The organism is Tardiphaga sp. 862_B3_N4_1 (genome assembly GCF_051811085.1).
Taxonomy (GTDB): Bacteria; Pseudomonadota; Alphaproteobacteria; order Rhizobiales; family Xanthobacteraceae; genus Tardiphaga; species Tardiphaga robiniae.
This window is the reverse complement of the sequence record NZ_JBPWQB010000001.1, coordinates 2,755,737-2,770,263: the sequence shown is the minus strand read 5'-3', so window position 1 is coordinate 2,770,263 and position 14,527 is coordinate 2,755,737. Positions and strand designations below refer to the sequence as shown.

Here is a 14,527-nt window from a genome sequence, read left to right as displayed (position 1 = left end):
CCTGAAATCCCGGGCGGCCGCGGCCGGGCCAGCTAATCCTGCGGCTCGGGCATCGTTTCGCCGGTCGCGTCCACGCGCAGCCATCCTGATGGCGCCAGCCGCTGCTGCGGCAGATAGCGGCCCTTGTAGTCCATCTTCTTGGAGCCTTCGATCCAGTAGCCGAGATAGACGTAAGGCAGGCCGAGCCGCCTGGCGCGGGCGATGTGGTCGAGGATCATGAAGGTGCCGAGCGAGCGGCTTTCTTCACCGGGCTCGAAGAATGAATACACCATCGACAGCCCATCGCTGAGCACATCGGTCAGCGCGACTGCGAGCAGGTCCTCGCCGCGGCCGGTGATGCCTGTATCGGGGCCGCGGCGACGATATTCGATGATGCGGGTTTCGACGTGGCTGTCTTCGACCATCATCGCGTAATCGAGCACGGTCATGTCGGCCATGCCGCCATGGCGATGGCGCTGGTCGAGATAGGCGCGGAACACGGAATACTGTTCGGAGGTCGGCACCGCGCTGCGCTGCTCGCCGATCACGTCGGCATTGCGTGCCTGGATCTTGCGGAAGTTGCGCGACGGCTTGAATTCATTGGCGATGACCCGGACGGAGACGCAGGCGCGGCACTGGTCGCAGGCCGGGCGATAGGCAATCGACTGGCTACGCCGGAAGCCGCCATGGGTGAGCAGGTCGTTGAGATCGCCGGCCTTGTCGCCGACCAGATGGGTGAAAACTTTCCGTTCGTGCCGGCCCGGCAGGTAGGGGCAGGGCGACGGCGCCGTGAGGTAGAATTGCGGAGTGTCGCGGGAGTGCTGGGTCACGGGTTGCCGTCGGTCTCCGAAGCAGTTTGGCGTAGCATCGCGCCGGCCGGGCAAACGGTCAATCGCTTTGCCCGGCCAAGTTGGCGTTCTTAGTGGTTGTTAGTAGGCGCGGCCGGGCGGCTGGGCGTAAGCGGCGCGGACCACGGAATTATTCACCACCACGGTTCCCAGCACGAGGTCATGCAGCAGCTGACGGCGGCCATTGAGCAGGCCGACCACCAGCACCAGCGGCGTGAGCAGCGACACCGAGGCCCAGAACAGGACCGCGTGCGCGGCGCCGAGCACGAAGTAGCCCGGCGTGCCGCTGAAGGTGCGCATCTGCAGGTCCATCATCCGCATGCCAACGGTGGCCGAATGCGGGCCGCCCAGCGACATGCCGTAATAGACGACCGGCCAGATCACCGTCGCCGGCGAGATCAGCCAGAACAGCGCCCAGCCGAGGCCGAGGGTGACGACGCCAAACAGGAGAATGAAAACCCAAGCCAGCACGATCGGAATCGACAGCACCACGAGATCGATCAGGAAGGCGACAACGCGCCGCATCAACACGCCGCGGAATAAATCCGGCTGCGCATAGGGATCGAAGGCATGGGCGCGGGGCGGGGTACCGGCACTGCGCCAGGTGTCGCCCTGCCAGCTTCCGTTGTTGGGGCCGCCAGCATTCGGGCCGGTATCAGACATGACGCATCCCTCCGTTTGCATCCTCACGGTCCATCACATGGATATCACCAGACCGCGCAACAAGTGTGCGGAATCGTTACAGACTGTCCATGACGTAAATCAGGCGTGGCTTGAGCGCGGATGCGCTCAGCGCGCAGCCTTGATGCGTTCCGCGGCGTGTGGCGCGAAATAAGTCAGCACGCCATCGGCGCCGGCGCGCTTGAAGCCGAGCAGGCTTTCCATGATGGCGCGGTCGCCGTCGATCCAGCCGTTGTTCGCGGCGGCCATGATCATCGCGTATTCGCCGGACACCTGATAGGCGAAGGTCGGAACCGCGAACGTGTCCTTCACGCGGCGCACAATATCCAGATAGGGCATGCCAGGCTTGACCATGACCATGTCGGCGCCTTCGGCGAGATCGAGTTCGACCTCGCGCAGCGCCTCGTCGGAATTGGCGCTATCCATCTGATAGGTACGCTTGTCGCCGGTTAGCGTCTTGGCCGAGCCAATGGCATCGCGGAACGGGCCGTAGAAGGCCGAGGCATATTTCGCGGCATAGGCCATGATCTGCACGTCCAGGAATCCCGCTTCGTCCAGCGCCTCGCGGATCGCGCCGACACGGCCGTCCATCATGTCCGATGGCGCAATGATATCGCAGCCGGCCTCGGCCTGGACCAGCGCCTGCTGGACCAACACGGCGACGGTCTCGTCGTTGAGGATCTTGCCGTTCTGGATCAGCCCGTCATGACCATGGCTGGTGAACGGATCCAGTGCCACGTCGCAGAGGATACCGAGGTCGGGGAATTCCTTCTTGATGGCGCGCACGGACTGGCAAACCAGATTGTTGGCGTTGCAGGCCTCGGTGCCCATCTCGTCACGCAGCGACGGGTCGGTATAGGGGAACAGCGCGATGCAGGGGATGTCCAGCTTCATGGCACGCTCGGCATCGCGCACTGCCTGATCGACGCTGAGGCGTTCCACGCCGGGCATCGAGGCAATCGCCGCGCGCTGGTTGTCGCCGTCGATCACGAAAAGCGGCCAGATCAGGTCGTCGGTGGTCAGCACGTTCTCGCGGACCAGCCGGCGGGCCCATTCGGACTTGCGGTTACGGCGGGGGCGGGTGGTCAGGCCGAGGGAGGGGGCATCATAAGTGGCCGGGCGGGGGGCGTGATCGCGCAATTCGATGGGGCGCCCGAACTTGATTGCCATAATACCGTCTCTCCCGCGGGCCTTCGTGAGGTCGAAAGCCCCTTAAATTCGACCTGTTCTAAGTCTAGCACCTCGATGTCCCGGCGTCACCGCGATCATGCACGTCATGCGCGCGTGACGTGACGGGCTGGGTCATTGATTTTGCAGGCCCAAAGGCTCACAAAAAGCCCCCATGAATCGCCTGAACCGTCGCCCAAACGTCCAGTTCCCATCCGTGAGATCGCATTCGCATGTCTGAGCAGATGCCGCGCGACCTCGGGTCGAGAGAGCCCACGTCGCGGGACCATGCCATGTCGGTTGCGGCGATCTCGTCCGGACGCATCGAATCCGACGAAAACATCTGGACCCGGCGCCTGGTCCTGTTCCTGCGCGTGATGGCCGTCGTCTCGATGATGCAGGGCCTTTATCACTGGGCGCAGGTTACCGGCTTTGTCGGCACCGAGGATGACGCCTTCGAGGTCCAGACCATGGGCTGGCAGACCGCCACGGTCTATTTCGCCGTCATCGAACTGGTCAGCGCCGTCGGCCTCTGGCTCGCGACGCCATGGGGCGCCGTCGTCTGGCTGACGACCGTGGTGTCCATGGCGGTCATCGAGCTGATGTTTCCGACCATCTATGGCGGCAACCTCCTGATCGTCGGCGTCCAGGCTGCGTTTCTCGCAGGCTACCTTGCGCTGGCATGGATGGCGGCGCGCGAACGGCCGCCATAGGCTCAGGACGTCAAGCAGAGGCCTCGCAGAAGGCCCTGCATTCAGGGAGGTCATTTTGAACCAGCTTTATTCCGGCGGCACCGCCGGCAGCATCATCGTCAGCGCCATCGCCCGCTATGGCGACCAGCCCGCGCTCGCGGACGGCCATGTCCGCTGGAGCTACCGCGAATTCGGCGACGTGGTCGCGCGTTTCATCAGCCTGTTCCGCAGCCTTGGCCTGAAGAGGGGCGATGCGCTGTCCATTCTCTCCGGCAACCGCGCCGAGAGCTGGGCCGCAATTTCCGCCGCCGCCGTGATGGGCCTGCGCTACACGCCGCTGCATCCCATGGCCGCCGAGGACGACCACGCCTTCATTCTCGAGGACGCCGAGATCTCCGCGCTGATCGTGGAGGCCGGCAAGTTCGCCGCGCGCGGCCTCTCGCTGCGCAGCCGCGTGCCGGGCCTGAAACACTTGCTGTCCTTCGGCGCGCTCGATGGCGCGCGCGATCTGCTGGCCGAACTGCCCAATGCGACGCCGGCGCCGCTGGTGGACGAGAGCAGCACCGGCGATATCTGCTGGCTGGCTTATACCGGTGGCACCACGGGCCGTTCGAAGGGCGTGATGCTGCCGCATCGCGTGCTGGTGGCGATGTCGCTGGCGATCTACGCGGACTGGGACTGGCCGGCCGATATCCGCTATCTCGCGGCGACGCCGATCAGCCACGCCGCCGGCATCACGCTGTTTCCGGTGATGCTGCGCGGCGGTTTCGCACGGCTGGTGCAGGGTTTCGATGCGGAAACCTATTGCCGCGTGGTGCATGAGGAGAAGATTACCGCGACCTTCCTGGTGCCGACGCTGATCTATGCGCTGATCGACGCGCCGGAGCTGCGCGCCAAATACGACATGTCGTCATTGCAGATGATCGTCTACGGCGCGGCGCCGATGTCGCCGGACCGGCTGCGCGAGGGCGTAGGCATCTTCGGCAATGTGTTCGTGCAGCTCTACGGCCAGACCGAAGCGCCGCAGATCATCACCACCATGCGCAAGATCGATCACGACGACAGCAAGCCGGGCCGTCTCGGCTCCTGCGGCCGCGCCAATCCGATGGTCGAGGTCAAACTGTTCGATGCCGAGATGCGCGAAGTGGCGACAGGGGAGCCCGGCGAGATCTGCGTGCGCGGCTCGCTGGTGATGGATGGTTACTGGAAACGGCCGGATGCCACCGAAGACGCGTTTCGAGGTGGCTGGCTGCACACCGGCGATGTCGCGGTGAAGGACAGCGACGGCTTCTTCTATATCGTCGACCGCACCAAGGACATGATCATCTCGGGCGGCTTCAACATCTATCCGCGTGAAGTCGAGGATGCCCTGATGGCGCATCATGCGGTGGCGTCCGCTGCGGTCATCGGAATTCCCGATGCGAAGTGGGGCGAGGCGGTGAAGGCCTTCGTGGTGCTGAAAGCCGGCGCGAATAATTCCGTGGAGGAACTTCAGGCGCATGTGAAAGACAAGCGCGGCGCGCCGTGGTCGCCGAAGACCATCGATTTCGTCAGTGAGATCCCCGTGACGGGGCTCGGCAAGATCGATCGCAAGGCATTGCGCGCGCCCTATTGGGACGGGCGAACGCGCGGAGTTGCGTAAAATTGTCGAATTAATTTTCGGGGCGTTGGCGGTAAGACTTCGGTCACCCTAACACCCCGGTTACGAACCTTACGCGAGTGTTTCGAATTTTACGGAAGCTGTTCCGCTATGCGACAGATCGGGCGGACAAAGCTGGAACATGGGCTCTGCAGCGTGAATCAAACCTTGCGAAAACCCCTTGTTTCACCGGCTTAATCTCAGATTCACTGTCTCAAATTCATGATCTCTTTATTGTCTTATTTAAGCGGTTCTTCAAACGCTCCCCCTTAAGTTGGCCCTATCAGACGGGACACAAGTTTCGTCGAATAAGTCGATAAAAACGACAACAGGGGTAGTGTCATGATGAAGACCGTTGCGACGGTGGAAAGCGTCGATCTCGTTCCGGGCCAGGCGCCGGTTCAGCCGCTTTATCTGGAAGCCTTGACGTTGGTGGAGCGTCTGCATCGCCGTCTGCTCGACGTCATCAAGGATGAATTCGATCGCCGCGGCCGCGCTGATATCAATTCGGTCCAGGCACTGCTGCTCTACAATATCGGCGACAAGGAATTGACCGCCGGCGAGCTGCGCACCCGTGGTTACTATCTCGGCTCCAACGTGTCCTATAACCTGAAGAAGCTCGTCGAACTCGGCTTCCTCGATCATCAGCGCTCGCGCGTCGATCGTCGTTCGGTTCGCATCCGTCTGACGGCGCAGGGCCAGGAAATCCGCCACATCGTCGACGCGCTGTATCAGAAGCACGTCAAGACGGTCGAGCAGGTCGGTGGCATCTCCAACGAGGAATTCGCGACCCTCAACAAGTCGCTGCACCGCCTCGAGCGCTTCTGGACCGACCAGATCCTGTATCGTCTCTGAGACTTCGACCTCCAAGTCGCCGAACCACTGCCGACGGATTGCCCTCCGAAAGCACATCGAAATGCGCGCAAGACGCATGCGACACTGAAATTGATCAAGGCGCCCTCGCAGGGCGCCTTTTTCTTTGGCGTTACGCGCATCCCACGCTTGCTGAACGAAAACACCTCCAAGACAGACACAGAGATATTGGAGATGATTTCATGAAGCGCTTGTTGATCTTTCTGCTCCTCTTTCCTGCCGTTGCGACTGTCGCGTTCTACGCAGTGACGTACGTCCTGACGGGCGCAGCGGTGGATAGCGGTACAGGGCCGGTGTTCATGTATCTCGTCTTTATTGTGCCGGGGCTCCTGGTCGCTTTGCTCGACTGGCTGATTGCCAGGACGTCCATGCCTGCGGTCATGACGACGACACTTCTTGCCTACGGGCTGTCAGTGTTGGCGATGGCCTTGCTTCTCGGCTCCAGCAAGCAACTCGTGGCACTCGGTCTGATCGGCGCAATTCCAGCCGCCGTGTGTTCGTGGCTGTCAAATAAACCAACGGAAAGCGTGAAGGCGGCGTGAGCGATTCGTCACTCGTGCCAAGCAGGAGTGGAATTGCCGCCGACCAACTTGAATTTTAAGTCTCAGAAATTGCAATCGTGCTGCCCAACACGTAAGCTTGCTGTAGGCAAGTTGGAGCAAACTCTCTGAGAGAGCAGTGGCGACACCAAAGGATTATCTCGCTAACGCCGAACGGCTCGTCTCCGATGCCGCCTATTTGCACGCGCAGGATAGGGCGCGTTCCGCTGCCACATTGATAGTAGTTGCGCTTGAGCAAATGGGCGAATTTGTCGAAGTTCTGACAAAAGTCTCGTATCCCGATGCAGAGGTGCATATGGGCATCTTTGGCGGCAAGACGAATGCACATGCAAAGCGTCAGGATGCCCTTGCTGGCCATATAATGAACTACGCATTCGGCTCATTCTTCGTCCGAACGATGGCAAAGCGCTACGCGGATGAATTCCCGAGCAATAGCACAGAAGACATCGCATCTTGGATTGCGCGTACGCAACCTCATAGCCTGAGCGATGAAGAGCAAAAGGATCAGAGGTCCTGTCCCGATATAGCGGCGGCTCATTTATTGCTGCACTTTGTGCGGTCTAATATCCTTAGAGACTTGAGAGAATACGGCCTTTACGAAAACAACAGCCGAGCCTTTTCTGACGACGAAATAAAGCAGACGATAAGCTTGGCTTTTAAAGTTCGCGCCATGTTGGAAAGGTCGTGGGTCACACCCGAACCGTTTAAATTGGTCGGCGTGAATATGCCAGAAGGCCTAAAATTCGATCTGTCCGGCAATCGTCTTGCGTGACTATTGCTTGGCTAAGCTCTCGATTCGCCTAGATCGCTCAGTAGCAGTCTCACAACTTTCTTCCATGTCGATGGAACCGGTTCCATTCTCGCGGCTTATCGCTTCGTCAGAAGGGATCAAGTCATGCTGGTCGAACGCGGTCTGAAAGTGATGAATGTCGAGGCGGTGGGCGACGCCTATGCCATCGCTGCGAACTACCTGCGCAAGTCCGGCGCGATCCCCGATACTTATCTCACCAACGATCGGCTGCTCGAAATCATCGTCCGGATGTTTCATCGCGGCGAAGACAACAAGCTTCGCCTTGCGAACAGAGCGATCGCGCAATTCCAGGCTGCACGGGCTGAAGCCGCGTAGCCGGTTTTCTGATGTCCAACGGGGAAAATGACGACATGCAGATTGCCATCGACCGCATCATGCACACCTATGACCTGATGATGAGCCGCACGCAGGCTGCATCCGACGAAGCCCGCACCAAGGTGACCGACTATGTGCAGTCGCTGTTCGACGGTGGCGAGAAGGATCCGCACCGGCTGACGGTGTTCGGCTTGACCTATTTGCGTGAGCTCGATGGCAGCAACGATCCGGTGAAGGCCGGGTTTACCGGCCTTTGAGGGAGTAGGGCGCAATAGCGCTGCGTTTAAGCGCTGGCGCCCTGTCCAGGGCTTCATCAGATTCAAATTTCAAACAGCTACTACCCTTCAGACATGCGTCATCACCCCTGTTATTTGCAGCGCGGGGGCGCCGTCGTCTCCTGCATTCCCGGCCCCCTGTGAGAGGGCGTGCGGAACGCCGGGTGCCCGTTGCACCCTTGGGCCTGATGCGATGCGGTCTTCCGCAGGGTTAGAGTGCATCAGGACTTTCGGAGGCGCCGAGCAAGTGCCCGACGTTCCGCATGCGGTGTTTTTTCGGTTGCTTGCACTTTGCCTCGACGAACGCTCCGATCGCGAATTAAAGTCCCAAGGCGATGGGAAGGGAGCCTCAAGCGACTGGGCCGAACGCGTTTCGAATTGGTCGTCCGTCACACTGTCCAGGATTCTTTCCATCTCAAGGCCAGCCGTCTCCTTGCCAGTGGCAGTGCTGGCGCAGATCCGTCCTGCCCGAAGACAGACGTCACCCGTGAACCGCGCGACGCCGCATCTCCGGCGTCCACCGCATCCCACCCCGCGAACGTGACGATCGCGATCGCCCCTCTCGGTGGGGCAGGACGGAGGAGAATATAATCAAGTTAGGGATGCAGTCAATGGGGAATAGGAAAAAATGTTTGGGTACTGTCTTGCCGCCCCACACTGTCATTCCCCGGCGAACCAATTGGTTTGCCTGAGGGCGGCTGCGCGCCTTCGCGCAGGCGAACCCGGAATCTCAGCATGGGAGTCTCCTATCGTGCCAAACACTTCGAGATTCCCAGCCGCTCCAATTGGAGTGGCTGGGGTTCGCACTACGCGGCTGCGCCGCTTCGTGCGCCCCGGAATGACAAGTGTGGCGTCCGGCAAGCCCTAGTCGCGCGCCGGAATGACGAGCGGGACGCGATGCGCTCATCGCATATGTGCTCATCGAAGCACTGTCGTCACGGTTCTGCCACTCGAACTATCGCTCGACAAGATGCGCGCGCGAGACCGCAGGTTCAAACCGATCGGCGAAATACTGCGTTTCGTTGGCCACCCGTCCGTCGCGGAACTCCATGATGCTTACCGCGTAGGATGGTATACCGTCATAGGTCAGGATGAATTCGGTGACCCATAATTCGCCGCTGCCGATAATCCGCCGAACCGTAAAACGTTTCTCATTTGGCTGGACAAGTCGGCTCATCTGAATGTTGTGCCGACCGCGGATGCGTTCCCCCGATTGGGGATAATAAAGCATCGCATCCTCATGGTAGATGTCATGTTCGATATTGAAATCGTTCGCGTCCGATGCAGTCCAATGACGCTCCAGGGCGGCCCGTACATCGTCCATCTCAACCTCCTGCGATAGGCCTCAGGTTGGCGGCTTGGCTTGGTGCAGAGGGGAAGGAGAGCCGAACCTCTCCACAACGACAGACAGTCGCCTTACCGGCAAACTAGCATGGAAAAGCTCGTGAAGATTTTCTTGTTCGCTGTTTCCGCGCGATAATCCTCGAAGACTTCTCTCACGCCGACGGTCTACAGATCGGGCCGGGGACAACACAAGGACACGCCCATGCTTACGCTTCATCATCTCAACGACTCCCGCTCGCAGCGGATCATCTGGCTGCTGGAAGAGCTCGGCGCGCCCTACGATCTGACAACCTATCAGCGCGATGCGCAGACGCGGCTGGCGCCGCCGGAGCTCGAGGCGGTGCATCCGCTCGGCAAGTCGCCTGTCATCGTCGACGGCGATGTGACCATCGCGGAATCCGCAGCCGTCGTCGACTACGTCATCCGCCGCTACGGCAAGGGCGCGATGCGGCCGGCGGAGGGCACTCCGGAGCATGAGGCCTATCTCGAATGGCTGCATTATGCCGAGGGCTCGGCGATGTTGCCGCTGATGCTCAATCTCTACGTGTCTCGCCTGAAGGAGGCCGGTGCGCCGTTGCGGCCGCGGATCGACAGCGAGATGGCCCGGCATCTCGGTCATGCCAACCGGGCGCTGCAGGGCCGCGCGTTCTTTGTCGGCGACAGCCTGACCGGCGCGGATATCCAGATGAGTTTCGTCGCCGAGGTTGCCGGCAGCTTCGACCGGCTCAAGGCCTATCCCGATCTGGCCGCCTGGATCGGCCGGATGCATGCCCGCCCGGCGTTCCAGCGCAGCGTGGAGAAGGGCGGGGTATACCGGCTGGCGAAATAGGGACGGAGCACTTCGGACGTTGACCGATGATTATAATGTAGATACATTATAGTCATGAAAATCCTCTGGGACGAGCCGAAGCGTCTCGCCAACCTAGACAAGCACGGGTTGGATTTCGCCGATCTCGATGAGGCCTTTTTCGAAAGCGCTCTGGTTGCCGTCACAGGTGAAAGCCAAGCGTTGGATTGGCATCGGCCGGAATATCCGCGGCGTCATTGTGGTGGTGTTCGTGGTTCTCGGAAAGGAGGCCTTGAGCGTGATTAGCATGCGTCCCGCCAGTAAGAATGAGAGGAGGCTCTACAATGACCGTTAAAAAGCGGGGTTATAGCGCCAAAGATATGCGAGAGGTCAGCGACACCCCGGAATTGACGAAGGACGACTTTGCCAAGGCTAAGCCCTTTGCTGAAGCCTTGCCGGATCTGGCCAAATCGATCCGCAAGGGGCGTGGTCCCAACAAGGCGCCCACCAAAACGCTCGTGTCGCTGCGGCTCAGTCCGGACGTCCTGACCCATTTCAAGTCTAAGGGGCCGGGCTGGCAATCGAAGATCGACGAGGTCCTGCGTAAGGCGGCGGGCGTCAAGCGATAGGGGCGGAATCGCCGTTTACTTCGGGCGGTAGGCAATCGGCATGTGCAATCGCCGCATTTGCCGCTGCTGCCTAAATATCGCGCCCTGAAGCGCAAAACCTTGGCCCCGCCAGCCAGATATGGTATTCGGGGCACCGTTTCCTGATCGCCACTCGTGACCGTCCGCACGCCGAAAGAAGGCCGCGGCGGTGGAGATATTGCCCTATGACCACTTCGGCCAAAACCGGCTCCGCGCCCGACTCGTTCTTCTCCGCCACGCTTGCTCAGGCCGATCCCGAGATTGCCGAGGCGATCAAGGGTGAACTCGGTCGCCAGCGTCACGAGATCGAGCTGATCGCGTCGGAAAACATCGTCAGCCGCGCCGTGATGGAGGCGCAGGGCTCGGTGATGACCAACAAATATGCCGAGGGTTATCCGGGCGCGCGCTATTATGGCGGCTGCGAATTCGTCGATATCGCTGAGAACCTCGCCATCGAACGCGCCAAGAAGCTGTTTGGCGCCCAGTTCGCCAATGTGCAGCCAAACTCCGGCAGCCAGATGAACCAGGCGGTGTTCCTGGCGCTGCTGCAGCCGGGCGATACCTTCATGGGTCTCGACCTCGCAGCCGGCGGCCATCTCACCCACGGCTCGCCCGTCAACATGTCCGGCAAGTGGTTCAAGCCGGTGCACTACACCGTGCGCAAGGACGACCAGATCCTCGACATGGATGCGATCGCCAAGCAGGCCGAGGAGGTGAAGCCGAAACTGATCATCGCCGGCGGCTCGGCCTATTCGCGCTCGTGGGACTTCAAGCGCTTCCGCGAGATCGCCGACAGCGTCGGCGCGTATCTGCTCGTCGACATGGCCCACTTTGCGGGCCTCGTTGCCGGCGGCGTCCATGCCTCGCCGGTGCCGCATGCCCATGTCACGACGACGACCACGCACAAGTCGCTGCGCGGCCCGCGCGGCGGCCTGATCCTCACCAATGACGAGGCGCTGCACAAGAAGCTGAACTCGGCGATCTTCCCGGGCCTGCAGGGCGGCCCGCTGATGCATGTCATCGCGGCGAAAGCCGTGGCCTTCAAGGAAGCGCTGCAGCCGGACTTCAAGGTCTATGCCAAGAACGTTGTCGAGAATGCCAAGGCGCTGGCCGAAACGCTGCGCGCGCAGGGCTACGACATTGTCTCGGGCGGCACCGATAACCACCTGATGCTCGTCGACCTCCGGCCGAAGGGCCTGAAGGGCAACGTCTCGGAGAAGGCACTGGTCCGCGCCGGCATCACCTGCAACAAGAACGGCGTGCCGTTCGATCCGGAAAAGCCGTGGATCACCTCGGGCATCCGTCTCGGCACGCCCGCCGCCACCACGCGCGGTTTCGGCATTGCCGAATTCAAGGCAACCGGCGAGATGATTGCCGAAGTGCTGAGCGCGGTGGCGCAGTCCGGCGACGGCAGTGCGCCGCTGGTCGAAGCGGCCGTGAAGGAGAAGGTCAAGGCGCTGACGGATCGTTTCCCGATCTATCAGTAAGGCCTGCTACGAGGCGGAGACCTGCGCGGTCAGAAGGTCGCGCAGGAACGAGTGTCTGGAAGGTTCTTTGGAATGCGCTGTCCGAACTGCAATAGCCTCGATACGCAGGTGAAGGACTCGCGTCCCGCGGAAGATTCCGCCGTGATCCGCAGGCGGCGCGTATGCGTCACCTGCAACTTCCGCTTCACCACCTTCGAGCGCGTGCAACTGCGCGAGCTCACGGTGATCAAGCGCAATGGCCGCCGCGTCCCGTTCGACCGCGACAAGCTGGTGCGTTCGCTGTCGATCAGTCTGCGCAAGCGCCCGGTCGATCCGGAGCGGGTGGAGACCATGGTCTCGGCCATCGTGCGCGAGCTGGAAAGCGGCGGCGAGGCGGAGATTTCGTCGGAGACCATCGGCGAGATCGTGATGGAGCATCTGCGCGGGCTCGATGACGTCGCCTATGTGCGCTTCGCCTCGGTCTATCGCAATTTTCGCGAGGCCAAGGACTTCGAGGCCGTGCTCGGCGAATTGCATGCCGATGACGACGGCCGGCCGGTGGTGGTCCGAAAATGATCTTCCGGATCCTGGAAGATCAATACGCTCAAAAATCTGCCGACGCGAAAGCAACCGACCTGCGCTTCATGCAGCTGGCGCTGACGCTCGGCCGGCGCGGGCAGGGCCGGACATGGCCCAATCCCGCGGTCGGCGCGGTCATCGTGAAGGACGGTGTTATTATTGGCCGCGGCTGGACGCAGCCCGGCGGCCGTCCCCATGCCGAGCCTGTCGCACTTGCGCAGGCCGGCGAGGCCACACGCGGTGCCACGCTCTATGTGACGCTGGAGCCATGCTCGCATTTCGGCAAGTCGCCGCCTTGCGCGGATGCGATCGTCGCTGCGGGCATCGCGCGCGTCGTCGCGGCGATTGAAGATCCCAATCCGGACGTGGCGGGCCAAGGTCATGCGCGGCTGCGTGCGGCGGGCATCAGGGTCGATGTCGGGCTCTGCGCCGAACAGGCCGCGCGCGATCACGCCGGGCATTTTCGGCGTATCCGCGACAAGCGCCCGCATGTCGTGTTGAAGCTCGCGGTGTCGCCGGACGACAAGATCGCGGCAGCCGGTCACAAGCCGGTCGCCGTCACCGGCGAGATGGTGCGGTCGCGCGTGCATCTCTTGCGGGCGCAATGCGATGCGGTGCTGGTCGGCATGGGCACCGTCATCGCTGACGATCCCGAACTGACCTGTCGCTTGCCGGGCATGATGAAGCGCTCGCCGGTGCGCGTGGTGCTCGACCGTGCGCTGCGCATGTCCGGTAATACCCGACTGGTGCATTCGGCGCGTACGACGCCGCTGTGGGTGATGACCTCCAGCCTGTCGGAAGCCCCCGCCGCGATGGCGCTGGGCGCTGCCGGCACGCAGGTGCTGCGCGTGCCGACCACGACCGCGCCGCCGCCGGGGCTGGATTTGCTCGCCGTGCTGCATAGCTTGTCGGAGAAGGGCATTACGAAGCTGCTGGTGGAAGGCGGATCGAAAGTCGCGGCGTCTTTCGTGACGGCGGGGCTGGTCGACGAGGTCTGGCTGTTTCGCGGGCCGAAGGAGATCGGCGAGGGTGGCATCGCCGCGCTGGATGCATTGCCGCTATCGGCGATCACCGGGTCGCCGGACTTCGTGCAGCGTGCTAGCGAGACGATCGAAAACGACACTCTGACCATCTACGAAAGAAGCTAATGTTCACCGGCATTGTCACCGACATCGGCGAGATCGAGAGCCTTACGCAAGTGGCGCAGGGCCAGCTCCACCGGCTGCGCATTCTCTGCGACTACGACCAGACCACCATCGCCGACGGCGCCTCGATCGCCTGCAACGGCGTCTGCCTCACAGTGGTCGGCTCCGGCGTGGCCAATGGCAAAACCTGGTTCGACGTTGACGCTGCCGCCGAGACGCTGGGCATGACCACGGCAAAGCACTGGAAGCTGGGCACCAGGCTCAATCTCGAGCGCGCGCTGAAGATCGGCGACGAGCTTGGCGGCCATATCGTCGCCGGCCATGCCGATGGCATCGCCACCATCGTATCGCGCGAGAGCCTGCCGGACATGGCGCGGATCACCTTCCGCACCACGCGCGAACTGGCGCGTTTCATCGCCACCAAGGGCTCCATCACGCTGGATGGCGTGTCGCTGACGGTGAATACCGTCGATGACGTGCAGTTCGCCGTGCTGATCATTCCGCACACGCTGAGCGTCACCACGCTGGGCAAGGCGTGGGAAGCAGGCGCCGAGGTCAATATCGAGGTCGATCTGATGGCCCGCTATGCGGCGCGGCTCAGCGAAATGCCTGTTTAAGGTTCCGACCTCTCGGCCGTCATGGCCGGGCTTGTCCCGGCCATCCACGTCTTCGTGCCCGGCCAAGACGTGGATACCCGGCATGCGCCGGGCATGACGGCG

The 14,527-nt window shown here is 61.8% G+C and carries 17 protein-coding genes and 1 pseudogene; 14 read left to right on the top strand and 4 right to left on the bottom strand.

Annotated elements, in window-relative coordinates; all coding sequences use genetic code 11:
• Nucleotides 1-32: 32 nt before the first annotated feature.
• The 3 genes from AB8B02_RS13140 to hemB form a co-directional block, all read right to left on the bottom strand.
• Entirely contained in the window at nt 33-809 is a 777-nt protein-coding gene (locus AB8B02_RS13140) for an arginyltransferase (RefSeq protein ID WP_089263842.1), read from the bottom strand.
• 99 nt (nt 810-908) lie between these two features.
• Nucleotides 909-1,490: an RDD family protein gene (locus AB8B02_RS13135; RefSeq protein WP_089263843.1), complete on the bottom strand. Its 582-nt coding sequence runs from the start codon at nt 1,488-1,490 to the stop codon at nt 909-911.
• Nucleotides 1,491-1,616: 126 nt separating this feature from the next.
• A complete protein-coding gene (gene hemB / locus AB8B02_RS13130; RefSeq protein WP_184517637.1) occupies nt 1,617-2,678 on the bottom strand; it encodes a porphobilinogen synthase in 1,062 nt (353 codons plus the stop codon).
• Between the two features lie 230 nt (nt 2,679-2,908).
• On the opposite strand from hemB, the gene AB8B02_RS13125 reads away from it, so the two are divergent.
• The 7 genes from AB8B02_RS13125 (at nt 2,909) to AB8B02_RS13095 (ending at nt 7,822) form a co-directional block, all read left to right on the top strand.
• Nucleotides 2,909-3,388 carry a DUF6163 family protein gene (locus tag AB8B02_RS13125; RefSeq protein ID WP_231080385.1) on the top strand — a complete coding sequence of 160 codons (480 nt, stop codon included), beginning with the start codon at nt 2,909-2,911 and terminating at the stop codon, nt 3,386-3,388.
• Between the two features lie 55 nt (nt 3,389-3,443).
• Entirely contained in the window at nt 3,444-5,009 is a 1,566-nt protein-coding gene (locus tag AB8B02_RS13120) for an AMP-binding protein (RefSeq protein WP_439064129.1), read from the top strand.
• Nucleotides 5,010-5,348: 339 nt separating this feature from the next.
• Nucleotides 5,349-5,861: a transcriptional regulator LdtR gene (gene ldtR, locus AB8B02_RS13115; protein WP_068732529.1), complete on the top strand. Its 513-nt coding sequence runs from the start codon at nt 5,349-5,351 to the stop codon at nt 5,859-5,861.
• A gap of 200 nt (nt 5,862-6,061) precedes the next feature.
• Nucleotides 6,062-6,421 (top strand): hypothetical protein, encoded by a 360-nt coding sequence (locus tag AB8B02_RS13110; protein ID WP_439064128.1) that lies wholly within the window; start codon nt 6,062-6,064, stop codon nt 6,419-6,421.
• 136 nt (nt 6,422-6,557) lie between these two features.
• A complete protein-coding gene (locus AB8B02_RS13105; protein WP_439064127.1) occupies nt 6,558-7,211 on the top strand; it encodes a hypothetical protein in 654 nt (217 codons plus the stop codon).
• Between the two features lie 123 nt (nt 7,212-7,334).
• Nucleotides 7,335-7,565 carry a hypothetical protein gene (locus tag AB8B02_RS13100; protein WP_089263849.1) on the top strand — a complete coding sequence of 77 codons (231 nt, stop codon included), beginning with the start codon at nt 7,335-7,337 and terminating at the stop codon, nt 7,563-7,565.
• A 35-nt stretch (nt 7,566-7,600) separates the two neighbouring features.
• Nucleotides 7,601-7,822, top strand: coding sequence for a hypothetical protein (locus AB8B02_RS13095; protein ID WP_068732570.1), 222 nt, complete (start codon nt 7,601-7,603; stop codon nt 7,820-7,822).
• Between the two features lie 973 nt (nt 7,823-8,795).
• On the opposite strand, the gene AB8B02_RS13090 is transcribed toward AB8B02_RS13095, so the two are convergent.
• Complete coding sequence (locus AB8B02_RS13090; protein ID WP_439064126.1) at nt 8,796-9,164, bottom strand: nuclear transport factor 2 family protein; 369 nt, start codon at nt 9,162-9,164, stop codon at nt 8,796-8,798.
• A gap of 222 nt (nt 9,165-9,386) precedes the next feature.
• Between AB8B02_RS13090 and AB8B02_RS13085 the strand changes: the two genes are divergently transcribed.
• The 7 genes and pseudogenes from AB8B02_RS13085 (at nt 9,387) to AB8B02_RS13055 (ending at nt 14,425) form a co-directional block, all read left to right on the top strand.
• On the top strand, nt 9,387-10,013 hold the full coding sequence (locus AB8B02_RS13085) for a glutathione S-transferase family protein (protein WP_439064125.1): 627 nt from the start codon (nt 9,387-9,389) through the stop codon (nt 10,011-10,013).
• Between the two features lie 54 nt (nt 10,014-10,067).
• Nucleotides 10,068-10,326, top strand: a pseudogene (locus tag AB8B02_RS13080) (BrnT family toxin).
• Complete coding sequence (locus AB8B02_RS13075) at nt 10,316-10,600, top strand: BrnA antitoxin family protein (RefSeq protein WP_120292169.1); 285 nt, start codon at nt 10,316-10,318, stop codon at nt 10,598-10,600. Before AB8B02_RS13080 ends, AB8B02_RS13075 begins: the two are co-directional and overlap by 11 nt.
• 203 nt (nt 10,601-10,803) lie before the next feature.
• Entirely contained in the window at nt 10,804-12,105 is a 1,302-nt protein-coding gene (gene glyA / locus AB8B02_RS13070) for a serine hydroxymethyltransferase (protein WP_184517620.1), read from the top strand.
• Nucleotides 12,106-12,177: 72 nt separating this feature from the next.
• Nucleotides 12,178-12,660, top strand: a complete 483-nt coding sequence (nrdR, locus tag AB8B02_RS13065; RefSeq protein ID WP_068732542.1) for a transcriptional regulator NrdR — start codon at nt 12,178-12,180, stop codon at nt 12,658-12,660.
• Nucleotides 12,657-13,811, top strand: coding sequence for a bifunctional diaminohydroxyphosphoribosylaminopyrimidine deaminase/5-amino-6-(5-phosphoribosylamino)uracil reductase RibD (ribD, locus tag AB8B02_RS13060; RefSeq protein WP_439064124.1), 1,155 nt, complete (start codon nt 12,657-12,659; stop codon nt 13,809-13,811). The genes nrdR and ribD overlap by 4 nt, the downstream gene beginning before the upstream one ends.
• The gene (locus tag AB8B02_RS13055; RefSeq protein WP_439064123.1) at nt 13,811-14,425 is read left to right on the top strand and encodes a riboflavin synthase; all 615 of its coding nucleotides are present in this window, start codon (nt 13,811-13,813) and stop codon (nt 14,423-14,425) included. Before ribD ends, AB8B02_RS13055 begins: the two co-directional genes overlap by 1 nt.
• The last annotated feature ends 102 nt before the right edge of the window (nt 14,426-14,527 follow it).

Coding starts and splice junctions, on each gene's coding strand:
- AB8B02_RS13135 (WP_089263843.1), bottom strand. CDS start 1,490: ATGTCTGATACCGGCCCGAATGCTGGCGGCCCCAACAACGGAAGCTGG.
- hemB (WP_184517637.1), bottom strand. CDS start 2,678: ATGGCAATCAAGTTCGGGCGCCCCATCGAATTGCGCGATCACGCCCCC.
- AB8B02_RS13125 (WP_231080385.1), top strand. CDS start 2,909: ATGTCTGAGCAGATGCCGCGCGACCTCGGGTCGAGAGAGCCCACGTCG.
- ldtR (WP_068732529.1), top strand. CDS start 5,349: ATGATGAAGACCGTTGCGACGGTGGAAAGCGTCGATCTCGTTCCGGGC.
- AB8B02_RS13110 (WP_439064128.1), top strand. CDS start 6,062: ATGAAGCGCTTGTTGATCTTTCTGCTCCTCTTTCCTGCCGTTGCGACT.
- AB8B02_RS13100 (WP_089263849.1), top strand. CDS start 7,335: ATGCTGGTCGAACGCGGTCTGAAAGTGATGAATGTCGAGGCGGTGGGC.
- AB8B02_RS13095 (WP_068732570.1), top strand. CDS start 7,601: ATGCAGATTGCCATCGACCGCATCATGCACACCTATGACCTGATGATG.
- AB8B02_RS13090 (WP_439064126.1), bottom strand. CDS start 9,164: ATGGACGATGTACGGGCCGCCCTGGAGCGTCATTGGACTGCATCGGAC.
- AB8B02_RS13085 (WP_439064125.1), top strand. CDS start 9,387: ATGCTTACGCTTCATCATCTCAACGACTCCCGCTCGCAGCGGATCATC.
- AB8B02_RS13075 (WP_120292169.1), top strand. CDS start 10,316: ATGACCGTTAAAAAGCGGGGTTATAGCGCCAAAGATATGCGAGAGGTC.
- glyA (WP_184517620.1), top strand. CDS start 10,804: ATGACCACTTCGGCCAAAACCGGCTCCGCGCCCGACTCGTTCTTCTCC.
- nrdR (WP_068732542.1), top strand. CDS start 12,178: ATGCGCTGTCCGAACTGCAATAGCCTCGATACGCAGGTGAAGGACTCG.
- ribD (WP_439064124.1), top strand. CDS start 12,657: ATGATCTTCCGGATCCTGGAAGATCAATACGCTCAAAAATCTGCCGAC.
- AB8B02_RS13055 (WP_439064123.1), top strand. CDS start 13,811: ATGTTCACCGGCATTGTCACCGACATCGGCGAGATCGAGAGCCTTACG.